The organism is Variovorax sp. GW821-FHT09B01 (genome assembly GCF_059418345.1).
In genome coordinates this window covers 143,062-169,473 of record NZ_JBWKPQ010000002.1, presented here as the reverse complement: position 1 = coordinate 169,473, position 26,412 = coordinate 143,062, and the positions used below count along the sequence as shown (strand labels likewise).

At 67.0% G+C, this 26,412-nt stretch carries 24 protein-coding genes and 1 tRNA gene; 14 read left to right on the top strand and 11 right to left on the bottom strand.

The annotated features are described in order from the left end of the window. Nucleotides 1–136: 136 nt before the first annotated feature. Nucleotides 137–763, top strand: a complete 627-nt coding sequence (locus AC07RV_RS07940) for a YqhA family protein (protein WP_093344195.1) — start codon at nt 137–139, stop codon at nt 761–763. A gap of 7 nt (nt 764–770) precedes the next feature. On the opposite strand, the gene AC07RV_RS07935 is transcribed toward AC07RV_RS07940, so the two are convergent. After that, the gene (locus AC07RV_RS07935) at nt 771–1,688 is read right to left on the bottom strand and encodes a LysR family transcriptional regulator (RefSeq protein WP_093344196.1); all 918 of its coding nucleotides are present in this window, start codon (nt 1,686–1,688) and stop codon (nt 771–773) included. Between the two features lie 113 nt (nt 1,689–1,801). Here AC07RV_RS07935 and AC07RV_RS07930 point away from each other — a divergent pair, with 113 nt between their 5' ends. Next, entirely contained in the window at nt 1,802–2,419 is a 618-nt protein-coding gene (locus AC07RV_RS07930) for an NAD(P)-dependent oxidoreductase (protein ID WP_296775271.1), read from the top strand. Nucleotides 2,420–2,483: 64 nt separating this feature from the next. Here AC07RV_RS07930 and fumC read toward each other — a convergent pair whose 3' ends face one another. After that, nucleotides 2,484–3,881: a class II fumarate hydratase gene (gene fumC / locus AC07RV_RS07925; RefSeq protein WP_093344199.1), complete on the bottom strand. Its 1,398-nt coding sequence runs from the start codon at nt 3,879–3,881 to the stop codon at nt 2,484–2,486. A 514-nt stretch (nt 3,882–4,395) separates the two neighbouring features. On the opposite strand from fumC, the gene proV reads away from it, so the two are divergent. Genes proV through proX form a run of 3 tightly spaced genes read left to right on the top strand, consistent with a single transcriptional unit; the run spans nt 4,396 to nt 7,912 of the window. Then, nucleotides 4,396–5,658, top strand: a complete 1,263-nt coding sequence (gene proV, locus AC07RV_RS07920) for a glycine betaine/L-proline ABC transporter ATP-binding protein ProV (protein ID WP_296775267.1) — start codon at nt 4,396–4,398, stop codon at nt 5,656–5,658. A gap of 25 nt (nt 5,659–5,683) precedes the next feature. Then, on the top strand, nt 5,684–6,865 hold the full coding sequence (gene proW / locus AC07RV_RS07915; protein WP_296775265.1) for a glycine betaine/L-proline ABC transporter permease ProW: 1,182 nt from the start codon (nt 5,684–5,686) through the stop codon (nt 6,863–6,865). 33 nt (nt 6,866–6,898) lie between these two features. Then, the gene (proX, locus tag AC07RV_RS07910; RefSeq protein ID WP_296775262.1) at nt 6,899–7,912 is read left to right on the top strand and encodes a glycine betaine/L-proline ABC transporter substrate-binding protein ProX; all 1,014 of its coding nucleotides are present in this window, start codon (nt 6,899–6,901) and stop codon (nt 7,910–7,912) included. Between the two features lie 21 nt (nt 7,913–7,933). On the opposite strand, the gene kce is transcribed toward proX, so the two are convergent. From kce to AC07RV_RS07890, 4 genes are read right to left on the bottom strand one after another with little or no spacing between them, the layout of a single operon-like run. Then, nucleotides 7,934–8,869: a 3,5-dioxohexanoate:acetyl-CoA acetone transferase gene (gene kce, locus AC07RV_RS07905; RefSeq protein ID WP_296775260.1), complete on the bottom strand. Its 936-nt coding sequence runs from the start codon at nt 8,867–8,869 to the stop codon at nt 7,934–7,936. Next, complete coding sequence (locus AC07RV_RS07900; protein WP_296775257.1) at nt 8,866–9,363, bottom strand: lipocalin-like domain-containing protein; 498 nt, start codon at nt 9,361–9,363, stop codon at nt 8,866–8,868. Before AC07RV_RS07900 ends, kce begins: the two co-directional genes overlap by 4 nt. Next, a complete protein-coding gene (locus AC07RV_RS07895; protein WP_296775254.1) occupies nt 9,360–10,127 on the bottom strand; it encodes a cyclase family protein in 768 nt (255 codons plus the stop codon). Before AC07RV_RS07895 ends, AC07RV_RS07900 begins: the two co-directional genes overlap by 4 nt. 12 nt (nt 10,128–10,139) lie before the next feature. Beyond that, nucleotides 10,140–11,117: a Bug family tripartite tricarboxylate transporter substrate binding protein gene (locus tag AC07RV_RS07890; protein ID WP_296775250.1), complete on the bottom strand. Its 978-nt coding sequence runs from the start codon at nt 11,115–11,117 to the stop codon at nt 10,140–10,142. 135 nt (nt 11,118–11,252) lie between these two features. Here AC07RV_RS07890 and AC07RV_RS07885 point away from each other — a divergent pair, with 135 nt between their 5' ends. The 5 genes from AC07RV_RS07885 (at nt 11,253) to AC07RV_RS07865 (ending at nt 17,649) form a co-directional block, all read left to right on the top strand. After that, the gene (locus AC07RV_RS07885; protein WP_296775246.1) at nt 11,253–11,948 is read left to right on the top strand and encodes a TetR/AcrR family transcriptional regulator; all 696 of its coding nucleotides are present in this window, start codon (nt 11,253–11,255) and stop codon (nt 11,946–11,948) included. 196 nt (nt 11,949–12,144) lie between these two features. Further along, the gene (locus AC07RV_RS07880) at nt 12,145–13,698 is read left to right on the top strand and encodes a fumarate hydratase (protein ID WP_209545105.1); all 1,554 of its coding nucleotides are present in this window, start codon (nt 12,145–12,147) and stop codon (nt 13,696–13,698) included. Further along, on the top strand, nt 13,695–14,558 hold the full coding sequence (gene murI, locus AC07RV_RS07875; protein ID WP_444814240.1) for a glutamate racemase: 864 nt from the start codon (nt 13,695–13,697) through the stop codon (nt 14,556–14,558). The genes AC07RV_RS07880 and murI overlap by 4 nt, the downstream gene beginning before the upstream one ends. Nucleotides 14,559–14,574: 16 nt before the next feature. Continuing rightward, nucleotides 14,575–15,354, top strand: a complete 780-nt coding sequence (locus tag AC07RV_RS07870) for a PA3715 family protein (protein WP_296781810.1) — start codon at nt 14,575–14,577, stop codon at nt 15,352–15,354. A 96-nt stretch (nt 15,355–15,450) separates the two neighbouring features. Continuing rightward, nucleotides 15,451–17,649, top strand: coding sequence for an Ig-like domain-containing domain (locus tag AC07RV_RS07865; protein ID WP_296781811.1), 2,199 nt, complete (start codon nt 15,451–15,453; stop codon nt 17,647–17,649). A gap of 3 nt (nt 17,650–17,652) precedes the next feature. On the opposite strand, the gene AC07RV_RS07860 is transcribed toward AC07RV_RS07865, so the two are convergent. The 3 genes from AC07RV_RS07860 to AC07RV_RS07850 form a co-directional block, all read right to left on the bottom strand. Beyond that, a complete protein-coding gene (locus tag AC07RV_RS07860) occupies nt 17,653–18,972 on the bottom strand; it encodes an MFS transporter (protein ID WP_296781812.1) in 1,320 nt (439 codons plus the stop codon). Between the two features lie 41 nt (nt 18,973–19,013). Beyond that, the gene (locus AC07RV_RS07855; RefSeq protein WP_093344220.1) at nt 19,014–19,652 is read right to left on the bottom strand and encodes a DUF6806 family protein; all 639 of its coding nucleotides are present in this window, start codon (nt 19,650–19,652) and stop codon (nt 19,014–19,016) included. A gap of 21 nt (nt 19,653–19,673) precedes the next feature. Then, a tRNA-OTHER gene (locus tag AC07RV_RS07850) sits at nt 19,674–19,768 on the bottom strand. Between the two features lie 141 nt (nt 19,769–19,909). Here AC07RV_RS07850 and AC07RV_RS07845 point away from each other — a divergent pair. The 4 genes from AC07RV_RS07845 to AC07RV_RS07830 all read left to right on the top strand — a co-directional run bounded on the left by AC07RV_RS07845 (nt 19,910) and on the right by AC07RV_RS07830 (nt 22,611). After that, a complete protein-coding gene (locus AC07RV_RS07845) occupies nt 19,910–21,247 on the top strand; it encodes a tyrosine-type recombinase/integrase (protein WP_296781814.1) in 1,338 nt (445 codons plus the stop codon). A gap of 51 nt (nt 21,248–21,298) precedes the next feature. Continuing rightward, complete coding sequence (locus tag AC07RV_RS07840; RefSeq protein ID WP_296781815.1) at nt 21,299–21,622, top strand: type II toxin-antitoxin system RelE/ParE family toxin; 324 nt, start codon at nt 21,299–21,301, stop codon at nt 21,620–21,622. Then, nucleotides 21,619–21,960: an addiction module antidote protein gene (locus AC07RV_RS07835; protein WP_296781816.1), complete on the top strand. Its 342-nt coding sequence runs from the start codon at nt 21,619–21,621 to the stop codon at nt 21,958–21,960. The genes AC07RV_RS07840 and AC07RV_RS07835 overlap by 4 nt, the downstream gene beginning before the upstream one ends. Before the next feature lie 132 nt (nt 21,961–22,092). Then, nucleotides 22,093–22,611, top strand: a complete 519-nt coding sequence (locus AC07RV_RS07830; protein ID WP_296781817.1) for a hypothetical protein — start codon at nt 22,093–22,095, stop codon at nt 22,609–22,611. Nucleotides 22,612–22,880: 269 nt separating this feature from the next. Here the strand turns inward: AC07RV_RS07830 and AC07RV_RS07825 are convergent, their stop codons facing one another. Further along, nucleotides 22,881–24,659: an ATP-dependent helicase gene (locus AC07RV_RS07825; RefSeq protein WP_296781818.1), complete on the bottom strand. Its 1,779-nt coding sequence runs from the start codon at nt 24,657–24,659 to the stop codon at nt 22,881–22,883. Continuing rightward, nucleotides 24,656–26,407 carry an ATP-dependent nuclease gene (locus tag AC07RV_RS07820; protein ID WP_296781820.1) on the bottom strand — a complete coding sequence of 584 codons (1,752 nt, stop codon included), beginning with the start codon at nt 26,405–26,407 and terminating at the stop codon, nt 24,656–24,658. Before AC07RV_RS07820 ends, AC07RV_RS07825 begins: the two co-directional genes overlap by 4 nt. Nucleotides 26,408–26,412 lie beyond the last annotated feature (5 nt).

Genomic DNA, 26,412 nt, shown 5'->3' with positions numbered 1-26,412 from the left:
GCGCGACCACTTACGGGCCACTGACGCCGAACCGGCGTGCTGCTGACGGACCCCCGATGTTAGAGCGGGGGGTTATCACGAGTGCGTCACCGGGACACCCCTAGAATCCGCGCTCCCCGTCACACACGCCTCCCCGATGTCCTCCCCCGACCCCTTCGATCCCCGGAACATGCCCGTTCACGCCCGCACCTCTCCGTTGCGCCCGCTGCCACGGCTGATCTTCGCGAGCCGCTGGCTCCAGCTGCCGCTGTACCTGGGACTGATCGTGGCGCAGGCGGTCTACGTGGTGCATTTCCTGGTCGAGCTGCTGCACCTGGTCGAGGCCGCGTTCGGCAGCCAGACCGCGCTGCAGGCGCTAATCAACAGCATCGGCTACAAGACCACCGCGCCGGTGGCCGCGCTCAACGAGACGGTGATCATGCTGGTGGTGCTGGCGCTGATCGACGTGGTGATGATCTCGAACCTGCTGATCATGGTGATCGTGGGCGGCTACGAGACCTTCGTGAGCCGCATGGACCTCGAGGGCCACCGCGACCAGCCCGAGTGGCTGAGCCACGTGAACGCCTCGGTGCTCAAGGTCAAGCTGGCCACCGCCATCATCGGCATCAGCTCGATCCACCTGCTCAAGACCTTCATCAACGCCGACAACTACACCGACAAGGTGCTGATCGCGCAGACGGTGATCCACGTCGCCTTCCTGCTCTCGGCCATGGCCATCGCCTTCACCGACCGGCTGATGGCGCATCCCCCGGCCGACCACTGAGCTTCGTTCAGGCCGCCAGCGGCAGGTCCCAGGCCGGCACGGCGGTGAAGCGCTGCGCCAGGAAATCGAGCATGGTGCGCAAGGTGGCCGGCATGTGCTTGCGCGAGGTGTAGACCGCGTACATGCCCACCACCTGCGGCTCGAAATCGGGGAACAGCGGCACCAGCTCCCCGCCGTGCACGAGCTGCGCCGTCAGGTAGGTCGGCAGCATCGCGATGCCCGCGCCCGCGCGCGCCAGGCACATCAGGCTGGCCGCATCGTTGGCCGACACGTTGCCGTCCACGGCCACCGACACCGGCGCGCCGTCGCTCTTGCGCGTGAAGCTCCAGAGGCTGTGGCCGAAGTAGGAATGCGTGAGGCAGTTGCGCTGCGCCAGTTCGTCCACGCGCTGCGGCGTACCGTGCTCGGCCAGGTAGGCCGGCGAGGCGCAGACCACCGAGCGGCAGTCCGTGAGCCGGCGCGCGATCAGGTTGGGATCGATCTCGGCCGCGGTGCGGATCGCGAGGTCGATGCGCTCGTCGACCAGGTTCACGGTGCGGTCGAGCAGCACCAGGTCGACCATCACGCCCGGATAGAGCCGCACGTAGTCGGCGATCGCGTCGGCCAGTTGCGCCTGCGCGAACGAGGTGCCGGTGGTGATGCGCAACTGCCCGCGCGGCGCCTCGGCCGGATGGCGCACCGCGGCCTGCATGTCGCCCGCGAGCTCCAGCACCTGGCGGCAGCGCGGCAGCAGTTCCTCGCCCGCGGCCGTGAGGCTCAGGCGCCGGGTGGTGCGGTGCAACAGCCGCGCGCCGGTCCATTGCTCGAGCTCGGCGACGTAGCGCGTGACCACGGGGCGCGACATGTCGAGCTTGTCGGCGGCGGCCGAGAGGCTGCCCGCGTCGACCACGGTCACGAAGACCCGCATTGCGTTGAGACGGTCCATTCGAACGATTTTAGGAATAAAGAAGCGCGAATTTCGAGGTATTTCTTTCGAAATGAGAAACCTAAGATGAGCTTCATCGCCCTCTTCCCATCGCTCGTTCCAAGGAGTCCTCCATGAGCCACATCGCCATCATCGGCGCCACCGGTCGCGCCGGCGGCCGCCTCCTCGAAGAAGCACTGCGCCGCGGCCACACGGTCACGGCCATCGCGCGCCATGCCAGCGCCAAGCTTTCCGACCGCGCCAACGTCAAGGCCGTCGACCTCGACGTGCTCGACGGCGCCGCGCTCGAGAAGGCCCTGGCCGGCCACGACGCCGTGTTCAGCGCCGCCCACTTCGCGACCGTGCCGCCCGCGGCCATCATCGAACCCGCGAAGCGCGCGGGCGTGAAGCGCCTGCTGGTGGTCGGCGGCGCCGGCAGCCTGTTCGCGGCACCGGGCCTCAAGGTCATCGAGACACCGAACTTCCCCGAGGCCTACAAGGCCGAGGCCTCGGCCGGTGGCGTGTTCCTCGAGGCGCTGCGCGCCGAGAAGGAACTCGACTGGACCTTCCTCTCGCCCTCGGCCGAATTCGTCGAAGGCGAACGCACCGGCAAGTTCCGCCTCGGCCAGAACGACCTGCTGGTCAGCGCCGAGGGCCGCAGCTGGATCACGTTCGAGGACTACGCGATCGCCTTCATCGACGAGCTCGAGAAGCCGGCGCACTCGCGTCAACGCTACACGATCGGGTACTGAGCTCGCCCTATCTCCAACGAAAAAAGGACCCTCGCGGGTCCTTTTTGCATGGAGCCGATCGGGCTCAGCGACCGGTCATGTTCTCGGGCACCACCCACTGGTCGAACTGCTCGGCCGTGAGGTGGCCCGAGGCGATCGCGGCCTCGCGCAGGCTGGTGCCTTCCTTGTGCGCCTTCTTGGCGATGTAGGCCGACTTGTCGTAGCCGATGTGCGTGTTGAGCGCGGTCACCAGCATCAGCGAGCGCTGCACCAACTCGGTGATGCGTTCGCGGTTCGGCTCGATGCCCACGGCGCAGTGGTCGTTGAAGCTCACCATGCCGTCGGCCAGCAGGCGCACGCTCTGCAGGAAGTTGTGGGCAACCATCGGGCGGAACACGTTGAGCTCGAAGTTGCCCGAGGCGCCGCCGATGTTGATGGCGACGTCGTTGCCGAACACCTGCGCGGCCAGCATCGTGACGGCCTCGCTCTGGGTCGGGTTGACCTTGCCCGGCATGATCGACGAGCCCGGTTCGTTCTCGGGAATGCTGAGTTCGCCGATGCCGCTGCGCGGTCCGCTCGCGAGCCAGCGCACGTCGTTGGCGATCTTGTTCATGCTGGCGGCCAGGGTCTTGAGCGCGCCGTGGGCATGCACCAGCGCATCGACGCTGGCCATCGCCTCGAACTTGCTCGGCGCGGTCACGAACGGCAGGCCGGTGAGCTTCGCGAGCTCGGCCGCCACCTGCTCGGCATAGCCCTTGGGCGCGTTGAGGCCGGTGCCCACGGCCGTGCCGCCCAGCGCCAGTTCGCTCAGGTGCGGCAGCGCGGCGCGCACGTGCGCCTCGCCATGCGCGAGTTGCGCCACGTAGCCCGAGAACTCCTGGCCCAGGGTGAGCGGCGTGGCGTCCTGCAGGTGGGTGCGGCCGATCTTCACGATGTCGGCGAAGTCCTTCGACTTCTGCTCGAGCGTGCCGCGCAGCTTGGCGATGGCCGGCAGCAGCTTGTGCGTGATGGCCTCGACGGCCGCCACGTGCATCGCGGTCGGGAACACGTCGTTGCTCGACTGGCTGCGGTTCACGTCGTCGTTGGGATGCACCAGGCGGCCCTCGCCGCGCTCGCCGCCCAGCAGCTCGCTCGCGCGGTTGGCCAGCACCTCGTTGACGTTCATGTTGGTCTGCGTGCCCGAGCCGGTCTGCCAGACCACCAGCGGGAACTCGCCCGGGTGCTTGCCGGCGATGACCTCGTCGGCTGCCGCCACGATGGCGTGGGTCTTCTTCTCGTCCTGCAGGCCCAGCGCGTGGTTGACCACGGCCGATGCGCGCTTGACCTGGGCCAGGGCCTTGATGATTTCGCGCGGCTGCTGCTCGCCCGAGATGTCGAAGTTCTGCAGCGAGCGCTGCGTTTGCGCGCCCCACAGCTTGTCGGCCGGCACGTCGATCGGTCCGAAGGTGTCGCGCTCGGCACGGGTCTTGGGGGAAGTCGTCATGAGAAAAGCTCCGCAGTCTTGAAAAGGGGTGCGCCCGCTCGCCGGACGCGGCCCCGAGTATCGCCCGATAAGAATGGCTCTCATCTGACGCGGCCATTGCGTTCCAGACTACAGCTGTTCACGGGGGGCGGATTGACATGCTTCATGTCAAAAAGTTATAATCATCGTCTTTCGCGGACCTGCAAGTCATTACGAACCCGTTGCGGGATGACGCTGCAGCTCCCACCGGCACTACTCGCGGATCTCCGAATCCCGTCGCGGTGCCGGTTCTCCGCCGGGCCCAGCCCGGCACACCGGCCGGATAGTTCCGGCCCCACTGCCACGTCACGCTTCTCCAGGCGGCGCCCCTCGACCAGGCCCGTTGCCCGCGAGCGAAGCATCCGGCGGGCACTGGTTTCGTCGCCATGTCGTCCTCAGTGCCTTCCGGCAGCCATCGGCTGATGGCGTGGCCGCTGCCGTCCCGCTTCCAGGCGGAACGGCACCCGTCCAACCTTCGCACAAGGAGCCCCGGCATATGGCCAAAGGAATTCTCATCGACCACGTCTTCAAGGTCTTCGGCGACGCGCCCGACGACGCGCTGGCGCTGGTGCGCCAAGGTCTGTCGAAGAAGGAGATCCTCGCGAAGACCGGCCAGTCGATCGGCGTGTTCGATGCCACCTTCGAGATCCAGGCCGGCGAGATCTTCGTGATCATGGGCCTGTCGGGCTCGGGCAAGTCGACGCTGGTGCGGCTGCTGAACCGGCTGATCGATCCGACCGCGGGCCGCATCGTGATCGACGGCGCCGACATCAACGAGCATTCCGACGCCAAGCTGCGCGCGCTGCGCCGCAAGGACATCAGCATGGTGTTCCAGTCCTTCGCGCTGATGCCGCACATGACGGTGCGCGAGAACACGGCCTTCGGGCTCGAGCTGTCGGGCACCGGCAAGAAAGAGCGCCTGGCGCAGGCCGACCTGGCGCTCGCGCAGGTGGGGCTGGCGGGCTGGGGCGACAGCTATCCCGACGAGCTCTCGGGCGGCATGCAGCAGCGCGTGGGGCTGGCGCGCGCGCTGGCCTCCGATCCCTCGATCCTGCTGATGGACGAGGCCTTCTCGGCGCTCGACCCGATCATCCGCACCGAGATGCAGTCCGAGCTGCTGCGGCTGCAGCAACAGCAGCGCCGCACCATCGTCTTCATCTCGCACGACCTCGACGAGGCGATGCGCATCGGCGACCGCATCGCGATCATGAAGGACGGCCAGGTGATCCAGGTCGGCACGCCCGACGAGATCCTGCGCTGCCCGGCCAACGACTACGTGCGCAGCTTCGTGCGCGGCGTGGACGCGGCGGCCGTGTTCAAGGCCGCCGACATCGCGCGCAAGCCGCTGACCGTGGTCTGCGAGCACCCCGAGCGCGGAGCCCGCGCGGCGCTCAAGCTGCTGGAAGACCAGGACCGCGACTTCGCCTACGTGACCAGCCCCGACCGGCGCTACCTCGGCACGGTCTCGGCCGACACGCTGCGCGCGGCGCTCGACGGCCATTCGGGACCGCTGGGCCTGCGCCACGCGTTCCTCGCCGACCTCGGCACCATCGAGGCCGACGCGCCCGTGGCCGGACTGATCGGCCAGGTCGGCCAGGCGCCCTGCGCGGTGCCGGTGGTGGCGGCCGACGGCCGCTTCTGCGGCGCGATCAGCAAGACCACGCTGCTGAAGTTCCTCGACCGCGACACGCCGCCGATCGATCCCGCGCTGCCGCCCGCCCCCGCCGCGAGCGCCGCCCCGGCCCATGTCCTGGCCTGAACCCGATTTCGAAGGAACCGCCGAGATGAACGACACCACCCTGCCCTCCGACCTCGCCACCGCCAACGATGCCGCCGCCACGCTGGCGCAGCAGCCAGCGCCGGCGCCCGTGGCGCTCGACCCGTGGGAGGCCCTGTCGGCCGCGCCCGATCCCGCGGCGACCAGCGCCTGGCTCGACGCGCCCGTGCCGCCCGACGCCGCGCACCAGCTCGCCGGCCAGGCCGACGCCGCCGGCTTCCAGTTGCACCGCCTCTGGGACGGCTCGCTGCCGGTCGAGTCCTGGATCAACCAGGGCCTGGGCTGGGTGGTCGAGCACTTCCGCCCCTTCTTCCAGACCGTGCGGCTGCCGATCGACAGCACCCTGAACTCGGTGCAGAGCCTGCTGACCGGGCTGCCGACGCTCGCGATGATCGCGCTGGTCGGCCTGCTGGCCTGGCAGTTCGCGGGCCGCGCGCTGGCCATCGGCAGCACCGTCGCGCTGCTGCTGGTCGCGATGCTGGGCATCTGGCCCGAGGCCATGGTCACGCTGTCGCTGGTGCTGACCTCGCTGGTGTTCTGCATGGTGATCGGCCTGCCGCTGGGCGTGCTGCTGGCCAGCAGCGACCGGGCCCAGCGCGTGATGCGCCCGGTACTCGACGCGATGCAGACCACGCCGGCCTTCGTCTACCTGGTGCCGGTGGTGATGCTGTTCGGCATCGGCAACGTGCCGGGCGTGATCGTGACCATCGTGTTCGCGCTGGCGCCGCTGGTGCGCCTGACCAACCTGGGCCTGCGCCAGGTGCGGCCCGACCTGATCGAGGCCGCGCGCGCCTACGGTGCTTCGCCCTGGCAGATGCTGGTGAAGGTGAAGCTGCCGCTGGCCATGCCCTCGATCATGGCCGGCATCAACCAGGCGCTGATGCTGTCGCTGTCGATGGTCGTCATCGCCTCGATGATCGCCGTGGGCGGCCTGGGCCAGATGGTGCTGCGCGGCATCGGCCGGCTCGACATGGGCCTGGCCACCGTCGGCGGCCTGGGCATCGTGCTGCTCGCGATCTCGCTCGACCGGCTGACGCAGGCCATGGGCCGGCCGCGCCGCGGCGGCCAGCGCTGGTGGCATGGCGGCCCCGTGGGCCTGGCGCTGCGCACGCTGCAGCGCGCGGTGGCGCCGTCCGCATCGCGCGGCACGGAAGAAGCCGTGCCCGCGCTCTCGACCCAGGCCCGCTGAAGCACAGGAGGAACACGACGCATGAAGACATCGATGAATCCCCTCGCACGCAGCCTCGCCCTGCTGGCCCTGGCCTTCGCGGCCGCGACGACCTTCACCCTGCCGGCGCACGCCGCCACCGACCTGCCCGGCCAGGGCATCGTCGTCAAGCCGCTCAAGAGCTCGCTGGCCGAAGAGGCCTTCCAGACCCTGCTCGTGATGCGCGCGCTCGAGAAGCTCGGCTACACGGTCGAGCCGATGAAGGACCTGGAGCCCGCGACCGAGCACCTGGCGATCGCCAACGGCGACGCCACCTTCATGGCCAACCACTGGAGCCTGCTGCACGCCGACTTCTACAAGAACAGCGGCGGCGACGCGAAGCTGTGGCGCCAGGGCGTGTACGCCGACGGCGCGGTGCAGGGCTACCTGATCGACCGCAAGACCGCCGAGCAGTACCACATCACCAGCATCGCCCAGCTCAAGGAGCCGGCGATCGCGAAGCTGTTCGACACCGACGGCGACGGCAAGGCCGACCTCACGGGCTGCAACCCCGGCTGGGGCTGCGAGCTCGCGATCGAGAACCACCTGGGCGCCTACGGCCTGCGCGACACCGTCACGCACCGCCAGGGCAGCTATGCCGCGCTGATGGCCGACACCATCGCGCGCTTCAGGCAGGACAAGCCGATCCTCTACTACACCTGGACGCCCTACTGGGTCAGCGCCGTGCTGCGCCCGGGCGCCGACGTGGTGTGGCTGCAGGTGCCGTTCTCGGCTTCGCAGAGCGGCGAGAACGTGGACACGCGCCAGCCGAACGGCAAGAACTACGGCTTCCTCGCCAACCAGGAGCGCATCGTCGCCAACCGCGAGTTCGCCGAGAAGAACCCGGCCGCGGCAAAGCTGTTCGAGGTCATGAACGTGCCGATCGGCGACATCAACGCGCAGAACCTGCGCATGAGCGAAGGCGCCAACAGCCAGCAGGACGTGGAGCGGCATGCCGACGGCTGGATCCGCGCGCACCAGCAGCTGTTCGACGGCTGGATCGCGCAGGCGCGGGCCGCGGCGCAGTAGCCGCCGGCCGCGCGGCCGGGATCAGAAGGCGACCCGGTCCGCGCCCTTGAGCGCCAGCATGGTGCGCGCCTCGTCGGGCGTGGCGATCTCGTGGCCCAGTTCCTCCAGCAGGCGGCGCACCTTCGCGACCTGCTGCGCGTTCGAGGTCGCCAGCTCGCCGCGCGCGATCTGCAGCGAATCCTCGAGGCCCACCCGCACGTGGCCGCCCAGCGTCGCGGCGGCCACGGCCAGCTGCATCTGGCTCGCGCCCGCGCCCAGCACCGACCATTGGTAGCCGGTGCCGAAGAGCTTGTCGGCGGTGCGCTTCATGAAGACCAGGTTCTCGAGGTCCGCGCCGATGCCGCCGAGGATGCCGAGCACGAACTGGATGAAGACCGGCGCCTGGAACAGGCCGCTGTCCATGCAGAACTTCAGGTTGTAGAGCTGGCCCACGTCGTAGCACTCGTGCTCGAACTTGATGCCGTGCGTTTCGAGTGCGCGGGCCGCCATGCCGATGTCGCGGAAGGTGTTGCGGAAGATGTAGCCGTCGGACTCGCGCAGGTAGGACTCCTCCCAGTCGAACTTCCATTCCTTGTAGCGCTGCGCGAGCGGATGCATGGAGAAGTTCATGCTCCCCATGTTGAGCGAGCACATCTCCGGCGAGAAGCGCAGCGCCGGTGCGATGCGTTCGGCCACCGTGTGGTTGAGGCTGCCGCCGGTCGACAGGTTGACCACCGCGCCGGTGGCGGCGCGGATGGCGGGCAGGAAGGCCTGGAAGCGTTCCGGATCGATGGAGACCGCGCCCGTGTCCGGATGCCGCGCATGCAGGTGCAACACCGCGGCGCCGGCCTCGGCCGCCTCGATGGCCTGCCGGGCGATGTCCTCGGGTCGGTAGGGCAACGCGTCCGACATGGTCGGCGTGTGGATGGCGCCGGTCACGGCGCAGGTGATGATGACTTTTCGGGAAGGCTTGGTCATGGCGTGGCCGATGGGGTGGGTGTGCAAAGGGGTTCGGGCATGGCATCCAGCCCCACGGGGGCGCGCTGCCAGACCAGTTTGAGGACGGTTTCCACGCCCGCCTGCGGCTGCGGCGCGGTGCGCAGCTCGACCGTGTCGCCGGCCAGCCGCACCTCGCGGCGCAGGCGGGTCCCCACCCAGTTCGGGTAGGTCGAGATGTCGACGTGGTGCACGATCCAGTCGCCCTCGCGGACGTAGCGTCCGGCATAGCCGATCGAGGAGCGGTACGCGGATGCGCTCTCGGCGTCGGTGGCGTCCTGCCGGTCCGAGCCCGAAAGGCGCGCGCGGCCGTCGTGCGTGATGAGTGCCGTCATGCGGCCGTCGGCGCCGTAGTGGATGACGCCCGAGGGCCGGGCGCCGTAGACGTCGAACAGACGTTCTCCACGGGGGTCCACCGCGTAGGCCTCGCGCAGGTACCAGGTACCCAGCAAGGTGTCGTCCGGTGCACCGCTCATGGCAGCACCGCCACGGCTCGCACCCAGCCGGCCGAGGCCTTGTGGATCTTCACGGGGAAGCAGATGACGTGGAAGCCGCTGGCGGGCAGGAGGTCGAGGTTGGTCAGTTTTTCCATCTGGTAGTAGCCCGTGGTGCGGCCGGCCTTGTGGCCCTCCCAGATCAGGGAGGCGTCTCCGGTGGCGGCGTAGCGCCGGGCGGTGTGCGAGAAAGGGGCGTCCCAGGACCAGGCGTCGGTACCCACCACGCGCACGCCCTGCTGCGTCAGCCAGAGCGTGGCCTCGCGGCCCAGGCCGCAGCCGCTGTCGAGGTAGTCGGGTTGGCCATAGCGCGCGGCGGCGGCCGTGTTCACCAGCACGATGTCCAGCGGCTGCAGCACGTGGCCGATGCGCTGCAGTTCCGTGGCCAGGTCATCGGCCGTGGCGACGTGGCCGTGCGGCAGGTGGCGCAGGTCCAGCTTCACGCCGGGGCGATGGCACCAGTCCAGCGGCACCTCGTCGATGGTGGCGGCGGGCCGGCCGCCGTCCATGGTCGAGGCGTAGTGCCACGGCGCGTCCATGTGGGTGCCGTTGTGGGTGGACAGGTCGATGCGTTCCACCGCCCAGGCCTCGCCATCGGGCAGGTCCTCGGGCCGCAGGCCGGCGAAGGGCCCGGCCAGGGCCGCGAAGGTCTCGTGGTGGTGCTGGTAGCGGATGCGCGGCCCGTTGCCCGGGCGGTCCACCGGCAGGTCGTTCTCGATGGCGACGGACAAGTCGATCAACTGCATGGATACCCCCCCTCACTGCTGCGCCAGGCCGATGGACTTCACCAGTCCGGGCCAGCGCTGCGTTTCCGTCTTGAGGTGCGCGGCGGCCGCCTGCACCGTGCCGCCCACGGGCTCGTTGGCGAACTCGCGGAACTTCGCGGCCACCTCGGGCTGCGCGAGGATCGCGTTCGCCTCGCGGTTGAGGCGCGCCACCACGTCGGCGGGCGTGCCGGCCGGCGCCACCAGCATGAACCACAGGGAGAAGTCGATGCCCGGCAGGCCGGCCTCGGCGAAAGTCGGCACCTCGGGCAGCAGGCTGGTGCGGGCGCGGGTGGAGACGGCCAGCGGCCGCACCTTGCGCGACTCGATGAAGGGCCGGATGGTGCCCACGTTGTCGCACAGCGCCTGCACGCTGCCGCCCAGCAGGTCGGTGATGGCGGGGGCCGCGCCCTTGTACGGCACATGGGTCACGCTGGCGCCGGCCTCGCGGGCGAACAGCCCGGCGCAGATGTGGTGCGGCGAGCCCTCGCCGGCGTTGGCCAGGGTCAGTTGGCCCGGATGCTGGCGCGCGAAGGCGATCAGCTGGCGCAGGTCGCCCGCGGGGGCTCCCGGGCCCGCCACCAGCACCAGCGGCGCGGACGAGACCTGCACGATGGGCGCGAACGCGCGTGCCGGGTCATAGGGCATGCGTGCGTACAGCCCCGGGTTCACGGCCAGCGGGCCCAGGCCCGCGAGCAGCAGCGTGTAGCCGTCGGGCCGGGCCTTGGCCACCGCGTCGGCGCCGATGTTGCCGTTGGCGCCACCGCGGTTGTCGACCACGAAGGGCTGGCCCAGGCGCTGCGAGAGCTTGTCCGCGAGCAGGCGGGCGATGTTGTCGGTGCCTCCGCCCGCGGGGTAAGGCACGACCAGGCGAACGCTGCGCTCGGGGTACTGCGACCAGGCCGGCGCCGCGGCGAGCACGGCCAGGGACAAGGCGGCGGCAGCGCCGCGCAAGAGGGCAAACAGGGTCATCTGGTCTCCACCGGCGGTTCATCCGTCGGGCTTATTAGTTAGTCGATCGACTAATAATAACCGCGGAATCGGACCCTCGGCAAGGCCAGTTACCATCGATCCCCTTCCCCGCAGCCCGCGCGATCGCGATCCCCGATGCCCGCCACTCCCAAAGCCTCCACGGCCGAAGCGCCCGCGCCCAAGGCCCCTCGAACACCTCGCAAGACCGATGGCCGCGAAGCCATCCTGCGCGCGGCCGAGCGGCTGTTCGCGGAGCACGGATTCGAAGGCTGCTCGCTGCGCGCGGTGGCCGACCTGGCCAAGGTCAACCAGGGGATGATTCATTACTTCTTCAAGTCGAAGGACGCCCTCTTCCTCGAGGCCTACATGCGCGGCGGCCAGCCGCTGGTGGACGAGCGCATGCGGTTGCTCGATGCCGAAGAAGCGCTGCAGGAAGACCGCCCCATCGGGCTCGAGCGCCTGATCGAGATCTTCCTGACGCCGGCCGTGGCGCTCGCGCTCAGCGGCGCGCGGGGCCGCAACTTCCTGCGCATGCAGGCCCATCTGCAGCTCGACGGCACGCGCTTCGGCAGCAAGCTGCGCAGCTCGCTCTACGACGACTCCTCGCGGCGCTTCGTGCGCGCCTTCGCGCGCAGCCTGCCCGGGCTCTCGCAGGAGCAGGTGGCCTGGCGCTTCATCTTCGTGCTGGGCACCTACCAGTACGTGCTGGCCGACACCGGCCGGCTCGAAGTGATCTCCGACGGCGCGAGCAACGGCCGCGAATTCGACAAGGCGCTGCGCGAGATGATTCCGTTCCTGGCGGCGGGTATGCGCGCGGCGGGGCCCGCCTGACAAGGTGTGAATAGACCTACTGCGCGCCCCGATCTCGCACCTGCGGTCCTCACCGTACAAAGTACGGCTCCGGTCCTCGGCGCGACCTCGGGGCGCTCGCTACGGTTTCTTCACACCTTGTGAGCGCCCCAGCCGGCAAAACCCGGCGCTGAGATAATCGGGGGGCGTTTCCACACCCTAAAAAAAGCCCCCCACCATGACGACCACGATCCAGCAGGCCGACCTGATCGAATCGATCAGCGCCGCGCTGCAGTACATCAGCTACTACCACCCCGCCGACTACATCGCCCACCTGGCCAAGGCCTACGAGCGCGAGCAGAGTCCCGCCGCCAAGGACGCGATGGCGCAGATCCTCACCAACAGCAAGATGAGCGCGACCGGCCAGCGCCCGATCTGCCAGGACACCGGCATCGTCAACGTGTTCCTCAAGGTGGGCATGGACGTGCGCTGGGGCGGCTTCACCGGCAGCCTCGACGACGCCATCAACGAAGGCGTGCGCCGCGGCTACAACCACCCCGACAACACGCTGCGCGCCTCGGTCGTGGCCGATCCGCAGTTCGACCGCAAGAACACCAAGGACAACACGCCCGCGGTGATCTTCACCGAGATCGTGCCCGGCGACAAAGTCGAGGTGACGGTGGCCGCCAAGGGCGGCGGCAGCGAGAACAAGAGCAAGCTGGTGATGCTGAACCCCGGCGACAGCGTGGTCGACTGGGTGCTCAAGACCGTGCCGACCATGGGCGCCGGCTGGTGCCCGCCGGGCATGCTGGGCATCGGCATCGGCGGCACGGCCGAGAAGGCCGCGCTGCTGGCCAAGGAAAGCCTGATGGACGACCTCGACATGCACGAGCTGCAGGCCAAGGCGGCACGAAAGGAAGAGCTGACCAAGGTCGAAGCCCTGCGCCTCGAGCTGTTCGAGAAGGTCAACGCCCTGGGCATCGGCGCGCAGGGCCTGGGCGGCCTCGCGACCGTGCTCGACGTCAAGATCAAGATGTACCCGACCCACGCGGCCAGCAAGCCGGTGGCGATGATCCCGAACTGCGCGGCCACGCGCCATGCGCACTTCGTGATGGACGGCAGCGGCCCGGTCTACCTCGAGGCGCCCTCGCTCGACCTGTGGCCCAAGATCGACTGGGCACCCGACGAAAAGAAGAGCAAGCGCGTCGACCTCGACAAGCTCACGCCGGCCGAAGTCGCGAGCTGGAAGCCCGGCGACACGCTGCTGCTCAACGGAAAGATGCTCACCGGCCGCGACGCCGCGCACAAGCGCATCCAGGACATGCTGGCCAAGGGCGAGAAGCTGCCCGTGGACTTCACCAACCGCGTCATCTACTACGTGGGCCCGGTCGATCCGGTGAAGGGCGAGGCCGTGGGCCCGGCCGGCCCGACCACCGCCACGCGCATGGACGGCTTCACCGAGATGATGCTGGCCCAGACCGGCCTGATCGCGATGATCGGCAAGGCCGAGCGCGGCCCGGTCGCGATCGAGGCGATCAAGAAGCACAAGAGCGCCTACCTGATGGCCGTGGGCGGCGCCGCCTACCTGGTGAGCAAGGCGATCAAGACCGCCAAGGTGGTGGGCTTCGAGGACCTGGGCATGGAAGCCATCTACGAATTCGACGTGGTCGACATGCCGGTGACGGTGGCGGTCGACGCCGGAGGCACCAGCGCGCACATCACCGGCCCGGCCGAGTGGCAGAAGCGCATCGCCAGCGGCGAGTTCAAGACCATCACGCTGGAACCCGCTTGAGCCTCGCCGCGCGTCCGCAGCCGTCCCCATCCACTTCGCCCGTCGGCGTGTTCGACAGCGGCGTGGGCGGGCTGAGCGTGCTGGGCGCGCTGCGTGCCGAGCTGCCGCGCGAGCGCTTCGTCTACTTCGCCGACACCGCGCATGCGCCCTACGGCGAGCGCGGCGACGCCTACGTGACCGAGCATTCGCGACGCGTGGTCCAGACGCTGGTGCGCGAGCATGGCATCAAGGCGCTGGTGGTGGCCTGCAACACCGCCACCACGGCCGCGATCCACGTGCTGCGCGCCGAGAACCCCGAGCTGCCGATCGTCGGCCTCGAGCCCGCGATCAAGCCCGCGGTGGCGGGCAGCGCCACCGGCCACGTCTCGGTGCTGGCCACGCGCGGCACGCTGGCGAGCGCCAAGTACGCGGCGCTGCGCCATACCTTTCCGCATCCCGAGCGCATCCGCTCGGTGCCCTGCGACGGGCTGGTGGCGGCGATCGAGCGACTCGACGAGCTCGCCATCGACCAGCTCTGCGCCCACTACATGGCGCTGGCCGGCCCCTTCGGGGGCGACGCCGGCGAGACCGACACCGTGGTGCTCGGCTGCACCCACTATCCGCTGCTGCAGGACCGGCTGCGGCGGCTGGCACCTGCCGCCGTGCGCTTCCTCGATTCCGGCGTGCCGGTGGCGCTGCATACGCGGCGGCTGCTCGGTGCGGCGGGGCTGCTGCGCGAAGATGCCGCGGCCCATGACGAAGGCTGGGTGGCTCTGCGCAGCAGCGGCGATGCCGCGGTGCTCCAGGCCGCGGCCGCGCGCTGGCTGGGACTGCGGCCTGCCGACCTGCTCCCCGACCGCCCGCAGGCGACCACGGCCTGAACGGCCGCCTCGTTCCATGCGCCCGCTGCGCCACCTCGCCCTCCTGCTCGCCGGCCTGCTCGCGGCCGGCGTGGGCCATGCGGCCTGCGAGAGCGGCCTGGCCGAGCGCATGCACGCCAAGCTGCATCCGCACCGTCCGCTCGACGAGCGGCTGGCCGCCTGCAAGCCCTGGCCGGCCTATCCGGGCCGCAGCATCGTCGTGCTGCCGATGCCGCGCGAGACCAGCGACAACGGCGCCAAGGTCTACGACCTCGAGGTGCTGCTGATCCAGCGCCCCGACAACGGCAACACCGAGCGCGACACCGTCATCGGCCGGCTCTTCCAGGCCGAGGCGCTCGACGAGGACCGCCACAACCTGATCCAGGACGTGCGCATCGACACCTCGCGCTACGTGCTCGCGAGCGACACCCGCGCCTTCGGCCTGCGCGTGCGCTACCGCGACGTCGGCGCCGCCAGCGCCGCGAGCGAGACGCTGCGCCTCTACGTGCAGCAGGGCTCGAAGCTGCGCCAGGTGCTGCAGGAGATCGAGCTCGACCGCGAGAGCGGCGAATGGGATGCCTCGGCCTGCGCCGGGCATTTCGAGAAGCTGCGCACCATGCTGTCGGTGGGCAAGGCCGCGAGCAACGGCTATGCCGACCTGATGCTGTCGCGCACCGTCGTGCAGAGCCGCGCGCAGGCATCCGAGGACCAGGGCTGCGTCGAGAAGGCGCTGCCCGCGCGTTTCAATTCGGTGACGCTGCGCTACGACGGCGAACGCTACAAGGTCCCGAAGTCGCTGCGGCAGTCTTCGTTCTGACACACCGTCTTTACCGTCGAGCACCGCGGTGTTTCACGGAAATGTCATTCCAAAGTACCAGCATGCGCGGTTTGTTCAGAACAACCAACGCGCACCATGACAACGCCCACTCCGCTTCGCTCGACCCGCATTCCCTTCAAGCCCATGCTGCTCGCCAGCGCCCTCTCGCTGATGCTGGCCGCCTGCGGTGGCGGCGGTAGCGACGGCGGTTTCATCGGCTTCCTGCCGCCCCCGCCGCCCGCCACGGCGCCGCCGCCGCCTGCGCCCCCGCCGGCGCCGCAGCTCGTGTCGAGCGCCACCTTCACGCCCAACGCCGGCACCACCGAAGGTTCCTCGGACGCCTCCACCGCCTTCGCGCTGCCCGACGGCTTCATGCTGGTAGCCGACGACGAGGCCAACGTGCTGCGCGTGTACCCGCGTGCCGGCGGCGCCGCGGTCAAGGAATGGAGCTACGAGACCGATGGGCCGAAGCTCGGCAAGGAACTCGACCTCGAGGCCGGTACGCGCATCGGCGACACGCTCTATCTCACGGGCTCCAACAGCAACAAGAAGGACGGCTCGGAAGCCGCCGACCGCTCGCACCTGTTCGCGGTCAAGGTAAGCGGTACCGGCGCGACCACCGCCTTCGCCTATGTCGGCGAATTCGCGCAGCTCGAAAGCCAGCTCGTGGCCTGGGACACCACCAACGGCCACGGCCTGGGTGCCAACCATTTCGGCTTCGCCGTCTCGGCCGGTGCGGGCGTGATCCCCGAGCAGGTCAACGGCTTCTCGATCGAGGGCATGACCTCCTCGCCGGGCGACACCGCGCTGTGGCTGGGCTTCCGCGCGCCGCAGACCAGCACCTCGACGCGCACCAATGCCCTGATCGTGCCGGTGCAGAACTACGCCGCACTGGTGAACAAGACCGCCACGCAGGCCAGCTTCGGCGCGCCGATCGAGATCGACCTCGGTGGCCGCGGCATCCGCTCGATCGACAAGGGCACCGACGGCCGCTACCTGATCACCGCCGGCCCCGCGGGCCCGGCCAGCGCCGACGTGGACCGCAACTTCGCGCTGTTCTCGTGGAGCGGCAATCCGGCCGAAGCACCGGTCGAGCTCTCGAACGACCTCGACGCGCTGCGCAAGGCCACCGGCGGCAGCTTCGAATCGGCCGTGGAAGTGCCCGGCCCGGTCGCAGCCGGCACGCAGGTGCAACTGCTGCTCGACAACGGCGACACCGTGTGGCCGGGCCAGACCGACGCGTCGAAGGACCTTCCGCCGGCCGACCAGAAGTTCGAGGGCTTCGTCGTGCGCCTGGGCCAGCCCTGGGTCGATACCGCCGCGCCGGTGCTCAAGAGCGCCTCGCCCAAGGCCGGCGACGGCAGCGTGGGCGTGAACTCGAAGATCACGCTGAATTTCAACGAGGGCGTGCGCCTGGGCGCGGGCAACATCGTGCTGCACAAGGCCGACGGCAGCGTGGTCGAAACCTTCTCGGCCGCGAGCCCGGCCGCACGCGTGCAGCGTGCCTTCAACGTGCTGACGTTCACGCCGAGCCAGCCGCTCGCCGCGTCCACCAGCTATTACGTGACCGTGGACGCCAACGCCGTGCTCGATGCAAAGGGCAACGCCTTCGCGGGCGTGGCGGATGCGAGCACCATCGCCTTCACCACCAGCGCGCCGCCTTCCTTCGGCCCCGGCGACATCCTGTTCCTGGGCCTGAACGCCGACAAGACCGACGCCTTCGCCTTCGTGCTGCTCAAGCCGATGGATGCCGGCACGCGCATCGTGTTCACCGACCGCGATCGCACCGCCGACAAGGAGTTCGACGGCGTGACCAACGAGAGCGCCTATGTCTGGACCGCCGACCGCAATCTCACGGTGGGCACCATCGTGACCATCCAGCCGGACGTCAGCAAGAACACCAACCCGATCGCCAACATCGGCACCACGCAGGGTGCGGGCGGCGGCCTCAGCGCGACCAACGAGACGGTCTATGCCTTCGTCGGCGGCACCGTCGCGGGTCTGGGCGACGGCGCGGCTGGTGCGATCAGTGGCGTGGGTACCTACCTGGCCAGCATCACGGTGGGTCCGGCCACGGGCGCGGGCAGCATTCCCGCCGCGCTGAGCAGCGCGGGTGTCGCGATCAACTTCCCCGACAAGTTCGACGTGCTCTACAACGGTCCGATGCTGCCGGCCTCGCCGACGCCGACCGACATCGCGAACTTCACGGCCAGCGTGAAGAACACGGCGAACTGGAAGTCCCAGGCCGGTACCGGCTGGCCCCTGACCAACGGCAGCCTGTTCGGCGGCTCCTGAGACCTACGCCTGCCCTCGCAGCGCGGCCTCGCGGCCGCGCCGCACGTCGATCGGCCACAGCAGCAGCAGGCCGGCGACGAACAGCACCGCGGTCGACAGGATCGCGATGCGCTGGTTGCCGGCCGTGAGCCAGGTGACCGCGCCGTAGGCCAGCGGGCCGACGATGCTCGCGAGCCGCGTGGCGAAGGACCAGAGCCCGAAGAACTCGGCCATCTGGGCCGGCGGCGCGAAGTAGCCGGTCATCGCGCGGCCGGCCGACTGGCTCGAACCCATCGCCAGGCCCGCGATGGCCGCGGCCCACCAGAAGCCGCCCTTGGTCGTGACCAGCGCGGCGATCACGCAGACCGCGATCCAGGCCACCAGCGTGACGGCCAGCGAGGTCTTGTGGCCGATGCGGTCCTGCACGTAGCCGAAGCCGAAGGCACCGAGCGCCGCCGCGATGTTGAGCACGAAGATCAGCACCATGGTCTCGCTCGCGACGAAGCCGATCACCTGCTCGGCATAGATCGCGGCCAGCGTGATGGCCACCGCCACGCCGCCCTGGTAGCAGACGGTGCAGGCCAGCAGGGTCATGAAGTCGCGGTAGGCGCGCGCCTGGCGGAAGGTGGAGCGCAGCTGCTGCCAGGCGCCCGGCGCCTTGGCGTCGCCGAGAGCCTGCGCGCTCGGCCTGGCGCGCTCGGGCAGCAGCGCGAAGGTGGCGCAGGCGGCCGTGCCGTAGATCGCGGCGGTGATCAGCATCGTCACCGGCACGAAGTGCGAGGCCGGCAGGCCGCGGGCCTGCGACCACAGCACGTAGGCCAGGCACAGGCCCAGCGCCAGCATGCCGCCGACATAGCCGAAGGCCCAGCCCCAGCCGCTGACCTTGCCCATGCCCTCGGGCGTCGCGAGCTCGGGCAGGAAGGCGCCGGTCAGCGACTCGCCGTACGAATAGAAGGTGTTCGACACCACGATCAGCAGCATGGCGACCGCCACGCCCGTGGCGCCCGAGAAGCGCGGCGAGAGCGCCAGCGCCGCGGTGCCGATCACGCAGCCCACGGTGGTGATCGCCAGCAGCCGCTTCTTGGCCGCGCGCAGGTCGGCCCAGGCGCCGATGGCCGGCATCGTGAACATCACGATCGCATAGGAGATGCTGAGCGCCACGGTCCATGCGAACGGGCCCCAGGGCGCGCCCTTGGCGATGCCGCCCACGAAATAGGCGGCGAACACGGCCGTGATGACCACGGTCGTGTAGCCCGAGTTGGCGAAGTCGTACATGGCCCAGCCGAACACCTCGCGCTTGCGCACGCCGGCGTTGAGGGCGGAAGAAGGAAAGAGCGCTGCCATGCGGCGGATGGTGGTGGCGCCGCGTGGCAGGCGTGTGGCGCTCAGTGCAGGTGGCGCGGGCGGCGTCCGCCGCCATGGCCGCTGCTGCCGCCGCCACCGGTACCGCCGGTGCCGCGCGGGCGCTTGCCGATCTCGAGCGAATTCACCAGGGCATCGAAGCGGTCGCTGAACAGGCGGTCGATCTCGGCCACCACGCCGCCGAGTTCGGAGCCGTCGAAGTGGCGCTCCATCAGGTTCACCACGTCCTCGACCAGCAGGTCGCGCTGCACCTGCATGATCGCGGCCGGATTCGGGCCCACGAACAGCATCACGAAGTCGTCGCGCGACTCCTCGTCGGGGTCGCCCTCTTCCTCGTCGAAGTCGGTGTCGTAGAAGGTGACCTCGATGGCCGCGCCGCGCTCGGAGAGTTCGTTCAGGGCCATGCACATCTCGTCGAGCGCCTGGCGGAAGTCCTCGTCGCCGGCCACGGTCCAGCACATCTGGAGCATGTGGTCCTTGGGCTCGAAGCGGATGCCGGGTTCTTCCTCGTAGGAGCTGGCGGCGCCGTCGGCGAGCGACTTGGCGCCCGCGTATTTCCACAATGGCTTCAGCGCTTCCTGGATCTGGTCGAAACCGACGTCCGAACGCAGGGCCACGTCGCCATGCACATGAATTTCGAATGGAGCGTTGTAGCGAGGCATTGAATGCTCCCTTGTTAGATGTGGTGCCCGGAACGGGGGTCGAACCCGTATGCCCCGATTAAGGAAGCGGCGGATTTTAAGCCGAAGAATCGGCACTGCACCGAGGCCCTCCGGGCTTGGATAGAGCCCCCTGGGGCAGGTTTTCACAGGGACATCTTGTCTTGATGATACCCGGGTGCTTGATGCAAATCGACCCGGTTCCCTTTCGCTTGGCTCCTGCCCGGCTCCTGGAAATCGGGCAATTCCAAGGAGCAATCATGGCGAAGATCAAACTGACGAAAACGGCGGTCGATGCGGCGCAGCCTCAATCCACTGACGTGGAGCTACGCGACACGCTGGTTCCGGGCTTCCTGTGCAAGGTGACCCCCACAGGCCGGAAGGTGTTCATGGTGCAGTATCGCACCAACGCAGGCGAGCGCCGCAAGCCGTCGCTTGGGCTGTTCGGTGAACTGACCGTCGAGCAAGCCCGCACGCTCGCACAAAACTGGCTGGCCGAAGTCCGCCGTGGTGGCGACCCCGGCGGCCAGAAGGCGGAGGCGCGCAAGGCGCCGACCGTTGCCGAACTGTGTACCCGCTTCATGGAGGACTACTCCAAGACCCGCAACAAGCCGAGCACCCAGCGTTCGTATCAGCATCAAATCGACCGTTCGATCATTCCGGCCTTCGGCAACATGAAAGTGGCGGACGTCACCCGCCTGGATGTGACCGCGCTGATGAAGCGCAAAGAGAAGTCGCCTATCCAGGCCAATCGGGTGCTCGGCTGCATTCGCAAGATGTTCAACCTCGCCGAACTGTGGGGCTACCGGCCCGATGGCTCCAATCCCTGCCGGCACGTTCCGAAGTATCCCGAGAAAGGCAAGACGCGTTTGATCACCGACGCGCAGATGGCGCTGTTGTTCGCCTATCTCGAAAAGGCTGACGCCGAAGGGCTGGAACATCCGACGCTGACACTGGCGATCCGGCTGCAGTTCGAGTTTGCTGCCCGCATGTCGGAGATCCTGCTGCTGGAATGGGACTGGATCGACCTGCCCAACAAGCGTGTGGTCTGGCCGGATAGCAAGACCGGCGACATGTCCAAGCCCATGAGCGAGGAAGCACACCGGCTCTTGTCGACCGCGGCGCGCTACGAGAATTCTCCCTATGTCTGCCCCTCGATCTTCAATCACAAGAAATCGCTGACTGCCAATTCCTACTATCAGGCATGGCGGCGCGTCCTCAATCGCGCAGGCGTTCCCCATGTCGGAACGCACGGCATCCGCCATCGCGCTGCGACGGACATCGCCAACTCAGGTGTCCCCGTGAAGGTCGGCATGGCGCTGACCGCACACAAGACGGTCACGATGTTCATGCGGTACGTGCACACCGAGGACGATCCCGTTCGCGCAGCTGCTGAGCTGGTGGCGAGCCGGCGCAAGGTCGTGATCGAAACGCGGCCGTCACCAGCCGCCGACGTTTCGCCCCCGGCTCCGGTGATGCAGGAGCCCAAGAGCCCGGTCGCGGTCTACAAGCCATTCCGGCATCGTAAGGAGGGCACGCGCGCAGTCCCGCCCGGCAGCAAGCGCGCGACCGAGGCGCCGGCCGAGCTTGCGTCATGAAGGTGGCCACCTTGATGTTTGTGATTTATAAGTTACAATGGAGGCCAAGCCATGGTTGAAGTCCGGCGATACCAACGTGTGGATGGCGCGGTGCCGCTGACCGATTGGTTGGCCGATCTGCGGGACGTGCGGGCTCGGGCCAAGCTGGAAATCCGTTTCCGGCGGGTGTCCCTGGGCATCTTTGGCGACATCAAGCCGGTCGGCGAAGGTGTCCTGGAACTGCGCGAGGACATCGGCCCCGGCTATCGCGTGTACATCGGCCGGCACGGTGCAGCGCTGGTCATCCTGCTGTGTGGCGGCGACAAGCGCTCGCAGGATGCGGACATTCAACGGGCCAAGGAATACTGGCTGGACTGGAAACGGAGAAATACATGAGCAATCGCAAACATGCCGCCTCGGTCTCCCATAGCGAGGCCACCATTGCCGAGCTGCGTGCCGATCGAGGCTTTGCGGTCGAGTACCTGAAATCCGCACTGGAAGAACTGGACAACCCGGAGTATCGCGCGGTCGGCCTGCTCGCGCTACGCGACGTGGCCGAGGCCTATGGCGGACTGGCTACGGTCGCCCAGGAAGCGGGTATCACCCGTGAAGCGCTCTATCGGGCTCTGTCGCCCACAGGCAATCCGACGCTCAAGACCTTGCTGGCGGTATTGCACGCGGTCGGAATGCGCTTGTCCGTTGCTCCGGCCGAACCCATCGTGTCGCACGGGTGAACCCTCAACACACTATTCCATCATCAACAGGCCCTTAAAGACCGTGATGCAGTGCCAGAGTATCTCGCCGTATGGGAATGGGGCGACAGTAAGGGAAGTCGATCCGCGCAACGAAGAACTGGACGACCGAGCATGAATGAGAAGGAACAGAGTGCAAGCGAGCAATGGCTCGAAGCGCGCGCGCCCGGTTTTCTGGATCTTCCAGATCCCGATCGCCGCGCCATATTTGACTTCGCCTTTCTCTGGAGTCTTTTCGAGGCACAGATCATGGCCAATTTCGCCCGTGCCGACCGCATTCGGGAACGAGTCGATGTTTGGGCAATGGACGGTACGCTTGAAGCTGGTCTCTACGACGCAGAGCTCGCCTACTTTCGGAATCGTTACTTCGCCGATGGCGCATTGACCTATCACTTCCCTCATCTCAACCTTCGCCCCTCAGACCACCCTGATCTCGTGCAGGCGGTTATCAAGGGCGCGAACAACGCCCCCCGCGACCGGATGTTGGCCCTTCTGATGATCGTCTGGCGACTGCGCAACAACCTCTTCCACGGTGCAAAATGGGCCTACGGACTTCGCGACCAGCTAGACAATTTCAGGCATGCGAACAGCATCTTGATGCGAATGCTCGAACGCCATGGTCAGCTCGGCTAACGACGTAAGTCCACTGGATCGGAGTTAGGGGAATGCGGCTTTGCGATCTTGACGGGAAAGCCCATTGCAAGCGCGAGACCAGCGCCTAGCCCAGGCCACCACCTTCCTGAACCGCTTCACACTCTTCGCGCAGGACAATGTAAAAACCTGCCCGACAACATCGCAAGCGTCCAGCCAAGCATCCTGTAGCGGAATGCGTTCCCACAAAGACGATTGCGTATGAAATAGGCACATCTCCGCCAGCCGAATCAACCGTGTGGCCAGCACCTTCAAATGTTCCTCCTAGCAAAGGGGACATCACCGGCCGTCATCAGGGCGGCACAACGGTCAGCAAAAGCAGCTGGAACAGCCAGAGCGCTCAGGTGCCGCGCCCGAGTGACACCGACGTAGACCACGCGCTTTGCCTCCGCTTCGATCCGATTTGCCCACGATTCGAAAAGCGCTTCGCTGCGGTTCTTCGGGGCTCGATTGGGAGGAATCACGACGCACACAGCATCGTACTCACGCCCTTTCGCCTCGTGAATCTTGGCGCACCTCAAGCCGGTCTCAATTGGAATCTGAAGATGGCTCGACCATTGCCCATTGGGTGGCTTCCGGAAAAACGTACGCATCGTCACACCCGGGGGTAGCGGTAGGCCAAGCAGTTGAACCTGCGCATGTACGGTGTCGATCCATGCGAGGCGATCGGCGTCGGTATTCCCGCACACCTTGGGTAGGTTCATGAGGAGGGTCAGAGTTCGTCGACGATGGGCACGCCGGTCCATACCTGTCCGTTCGATGGCCCGCCGAAGATGCTCGCCTTCCTGACGCAAACCCATGAAGTCCAGTAGCAGGGCTTCCGCCGCTTGCACTACCGTTTCCTTGGACCGCGCAGTCGCGGCAGGTGACCAGAACTCGGCTACTCGTCGGGCAAGCGATTCAATCCGCGAGGTTCCATTAGAGTCAACTGCGGCCACACTGCTGGCCGCACGCTGCGCGACATTGCCTGAATGCGCCAAGACAATCGCGTTGGCCGAATCCAAACCAAGTTCAACCACCCGACCAAGGAAGGCCTGGCCGATTGCTGCGCTCGGACCGCGGCCACCGTATGAGAGAAGTAGAACGGGATGTGCAACGTCCGCGGTGTCACCAACGGAGTCGTCTACCTGCGCCTCGCTTCTAAGCGTTGCAGCCAATCTGCAGATGGCAGGACTGCTGCGAAAATTTCCTGTTAACTCATGACGCGCCTCTGCGGGATAGGTGTCCTTTAACTCCTGAATACCAGCCAGATTGCCATTGCGGAATTCGTAGATTGCCTGGTCGGGGTCGCACACGAAGGTGACCCGAACGCCGTGTCCCCGCAACCAGGAGAGAATTTGCAAGTCGAGCGGATTGCAATCCTGTCCTTCGTCCACCATGACCTCATGAAACCGTGCCGCCAGCGCACGCCCTAGTGCCTTTCCTCTTACTGGATCGCGGATCAACTGCAGAGTTTGAACACGAGCATCGGCAGCGCTCAAATAGCCAGCCTGAAGCAAGCCACGTCGCCGAAGGGATGCAGCCTGTTGATACCTGGCTTGATGCTGTTGAACATGATTTCGAAGTCCGGCGTGTCCAATCTTGTCGGGCAGAATCACATTGGTTTCAGGGTCGAAAAGATCCAAGCTCACCGGATCGCCTTGGAAGGCGAATTGCCCCGACAGCCGAATGCCGACACCAAGGCTGTCCCAGCTGTCGAGGATGATCGGACGCGTTTTGCTTGCCACAGCACAGCCTGGCAGTACAACGAAGTGACGAACGAACGCATCGAGCGTGCCCATGAAGCTGGGGTGTCTCAATAGGGAATCGAGCGCCGCTGCACGACAGCGTTCCCGAAACTCATCGACGGCGGAGTTTGTGAAAGACAGCACCGCCACGCCATGTCGCGCCGGCAACGCGGCTGCGATCCTCGTCAAGCGCGCGATTATTGTCCGCGTCTTGCCAGCACCAGGGCATGCATGTACGAATGCGCTTCCGGCATACTGGGAAAATGCTTCCTGCTCTCCGGTCAGGCCCTGGATACCGGTCATACGTGCGCGGCACCGCGGATCGCTTCGGCGAGATAGTCAGGCACCACGAAAGCCTCGCCTGCCGCGATTCGTGAGGCAATCGCTTGAGCCAAATCGCCCTTGCGGGTCTTCTTGGCCTCTATCAGTTTGAGGAATGCATCGGGACGTTCCGGCGCTGCGACACCTTCAATTCGATCCATCCAGTCGCGACGTGAATTGCGATGCAGCCGAAGGAACACGCTCTTTAAGAACGCTTCGTTGCCAGCCCTGAAAATCTCGTGTTCTAGCGTGAGCTGGTTGGTCAACACCGTCAGTGCCTGCGGCGCGCGATGTGTTTCAGCGAGATTCTCCAGATCGAGCTTTCGATTCCCCAGCACGGTCGGGTCCGCGTCGGTGATCACGATCAGCCGGTCTGCAATGCGTGCGTCGCCATACGGCCGCAACAGCACTTCGACATACGGGCGAAAGTCCACGCCCTCGATCGCCACGATGACGGTTCCCTTGAATCGTAGCCATCCGTCAGAGTCTGCGGCGAGAACGACCTTCTGCGCGAGCACCGGCAACAGCAATGCCTCGGCGATTCCCTCCACCAAGATGGCTCGATTGCCGAACAGCAGCGCTGAGCGGGTCACATCTAGATAGCGGCTGATCTTGTCGAGCGTTTTCGGCTTCAGTCCGAGTTCGGCGATAGGCACGCTGACTGATTCAGAAACCGCTATCCCATTCTGTTCGCGCCGCCGCGATCTCATGACCACCAGATGCGACGGAGACACCCATGCTGTCAAGTTCGGTGAATGCGTGGTAACCACGATCTGAATGCGGCCCTCCGGCTTGCCGGCCTCAATGGCGCGTGCCGCAGATTGACGTGCTTGCTCCAGAAGGAATTCGAGGACCAACACCTGGAGTTGCGGATGCAGATGCGCTTCCGGCTCTTCGACGAGAAAGATCGTCAGGTCGGCCTCCTTGGCTTTTGCCAGTTCGACAACGACCGTGGCCATATAGAGCAAATTGGAGTAGCCGAGGCCAGATGCTCGAATGTCTTCGGGCGCCAGGCCAATGTCGGCCAAGCGGAACCGCAAGTCGCGGGCGACGTCGAGTAGTGTTTCCTCCCCAAAGTCCAACGCTGCAGCCTGAGGGCGGACACCATTTGTCAACATCCCCAGCGCGGTGCCGATCTCCGTATTCATCGTTTTCAGGATGTCGGGTCTCGCGACTGCCCGGCGAACACCTGCGAGAAAGTCCGGCTCTTGCTCCTTCGGCAGGAAGTGGCGTAACAATGCCATGACCCGCGTTCCGCTGCCGGTACCAAGCGCTTGGTGCGCGTCACGCAGCGGCGGTAGGTACACGTGCCGGATCAGATCGGAGGAGCCGGCTTCAGGCTCGTTGGTGTCGAAGCGCCCGGCCCACATCGTGGTCTTGCCGCGTGGGGCGCGCTCGGATCGTGCCTCGTATCGATAGCCAAAAACCGCCTCATCCTGGGTGGGGTCCGGCACAGCCGAGATCAGCAAACCTTTCAACGTATCCCCAAGCCCCCTAAAAGTGCCTTCTATTTGGAAGTTGGGGACGGTGGCGTGGCGTCGTACATCCTCGTCTTCTGGATACCGCTCCCTACGTCCGCTCAGCGGCAGTGTCAGCAGCCTTATCGCATCGACAACGTTCGACTTCCCACCATTGTTCTCGCCAACCAAGACAGTCAGATCGGGACGAAGGCTGATGGTCACATTGTCGAACGACCGGAAACGCGAAATTGCCAAGTTCCCCAGATGCATGATCT

What these genes read in the sequence shown, in the direction of transcription:
- AC07RV_RS07860 (WP_296781812.1), bottom strand. Translation starts at nt 18,972, where the DNA reads ATGGCAGCGCTCTTTCCTTCTTCCGCCCTCAACGCCGGCGTGCGCAAG.
- AC07RV_RS07930 (WP_296775271.1), top strand. Translation starts at nt 1,802, where the DNA reads ATGAGCCACATCGCCATCATCGGCGCCACCGGTCGCGCCGGCGGCCGC.
- AC07RV_RS07895 (WP_296775254.1), bottom strand. Translation starts at nt 10,127, where the DNA reads ATGCAGTTGATCGACTTGTCCGTCGCCATCGAGAACGACCTGCCGGTG.
- proW (WP_296775265.1), top strand. Translation starts at nt 5,684, where the DNA reads ATGAACGACACCACCCTGCCCTCCGACCTCGCCACCGCCAACGATGCC.
- AC07RV_RS07840 (WP_296781815.1), top strand. Translation starts at nt 21,299, where the DNA reads ATGGTTGAAGTCCGGCGATACCAACGTGTGGATGGCGCGGTGCCGCTG.
- AC07RV_RS07835 (WP_296781816.1), top strand. Translation starts at nt 21,619, where the DNA reads ATGAGCAATCGCAAACATGCCGCCTCGGTCTCCCATAGCGAGGCCACC.
- AC07RV_RS07935 (WP_093344196.1), bottom strand. Translation starts at nt 1,688, where the DNA reads ATGGACCGTCTCAACGCAATGCGGGTCTTCGTGACCGTGGTCGACGCG.
- kce (WP_296775260.1), bottom strand. Translation starts at nt 8,869, where the DNA reads ATGACCAAGCCTTCCCGAAAAGTCATCATCACCTGCGCCGTGACCGGC.
- proV (WP_296775267.1), top strand. Translation starts at nt 4,396, where the DNA reads ATGGCCAAAGGAATTCTCATCGACCACGTCTTCAAGGTCTTCGGCGAC.
- AC07RV_RS07940 (WP_093344195.1), top strand. Translation starts at nt 137, where the DNA reads ATGTCCTCCCCCGACCCCTTCGATCCCCGGAACATGCCCGTTCACGCC.
- AC07RV_RS07870 (WP_296781810.1), top strand. Translation starts at nt 14,575, where the DNA reads ATGCGCCCGCTGCGCCACCTCGCCCTCCTGCTCGCCGGCCTGCTCGCG.
- AC07RV_RS07830 (WP_296781817.1), top strand. Translation starts at nt 22,093, where the DNA reads ATGAATGAGAAGGAACAGAGTGCAAGCGAGCAATGGCTCGAAGCGCGC.
- AC07RV_RS07890 (WP_296775250.1), bottom strand. Translation starts at nt 11,117, where the DNA reads ATGACCCTGTTTGCCCTCTTGCGCGGCGCTGCCGCCGCCTTGTCCCTG.
- fumC (WP_093344199.1), bottom strand. Translation starts at nt 3,881, where the DNA reads ATGACGACTTCCCCCAAGACCCGTGCCGAGCGCGACACCTTCGGACCG.
- AC07RV_RS07845 (WP_296781814.1), top strand. Translation starts at nt 19,910, where the DNA reads ATGGCGAAGATCAAACTGACGAAAACGGCGGTCGATGCGGCGCAGCCT.
- AC07RV_RS07865 (WP_296781811.1), top strand. Translation starts at nt 15,451, where the DNA reads ATGACAACGCCCACTCCGCTTCGCTCGACCCGCATTCCCTTCAAGCCC.
- AC07RV_RS07900 (WP_296775257.1), bottom strand. Translation starts at nt 9,363, where the DNA reads ATGAGCGGTGCACCGGACGACACCTTGCTGGGTACCTGGTACCTGCGC.
- AC07RV_RS07885 (WP_296775246.1), top strand. Translation starts at nt 11,253, where the DNA reads ATGCCCGCCACTCCCAAAGCCTCCACGGCCGAAGCGCCCGCGCCCAAG.
- AC07RV_RS07820 (WP_296781820.1), bottom strand. Translation starts at nt 26,407, where the DNA reads ATGCATCTGGGGAACTTGGCAATTTCGCGTTTCCGGTCGTTCGACAAT.
- AC07RV_RS07825 (WP_296781818.1), bottom strand. Translation starts at nt 24,659, where the DNA reads ATGACCGGTATCCAGGGCCTGACCGGAGAGCAGGAAGCATTTTCCCAG.
- AC07RV_RS07880 (WP_209545105.1), top strand. Translation starts at nt 12,145, where the DNA reads ATGACGACCACGATCCAGCAGGCCGACCTGATCGAATCGATCAGCGCC.
- proX (WP_296775262.1), top strand. Translation starts at nt 6,899, where the DNA reads ATGAATCCCCTCGCACGCAGCCTCGCCCTGCTGGCCCTGGCCTTCGCG.
- AC07RV_RS07855 (WP_093344220.1), bottom strand. Translation starts at nt 19,652, where the DNA reads ATGCCTCGCTACAACGCTCCATTCGAAATTCATGTGCATGGCGACGTG.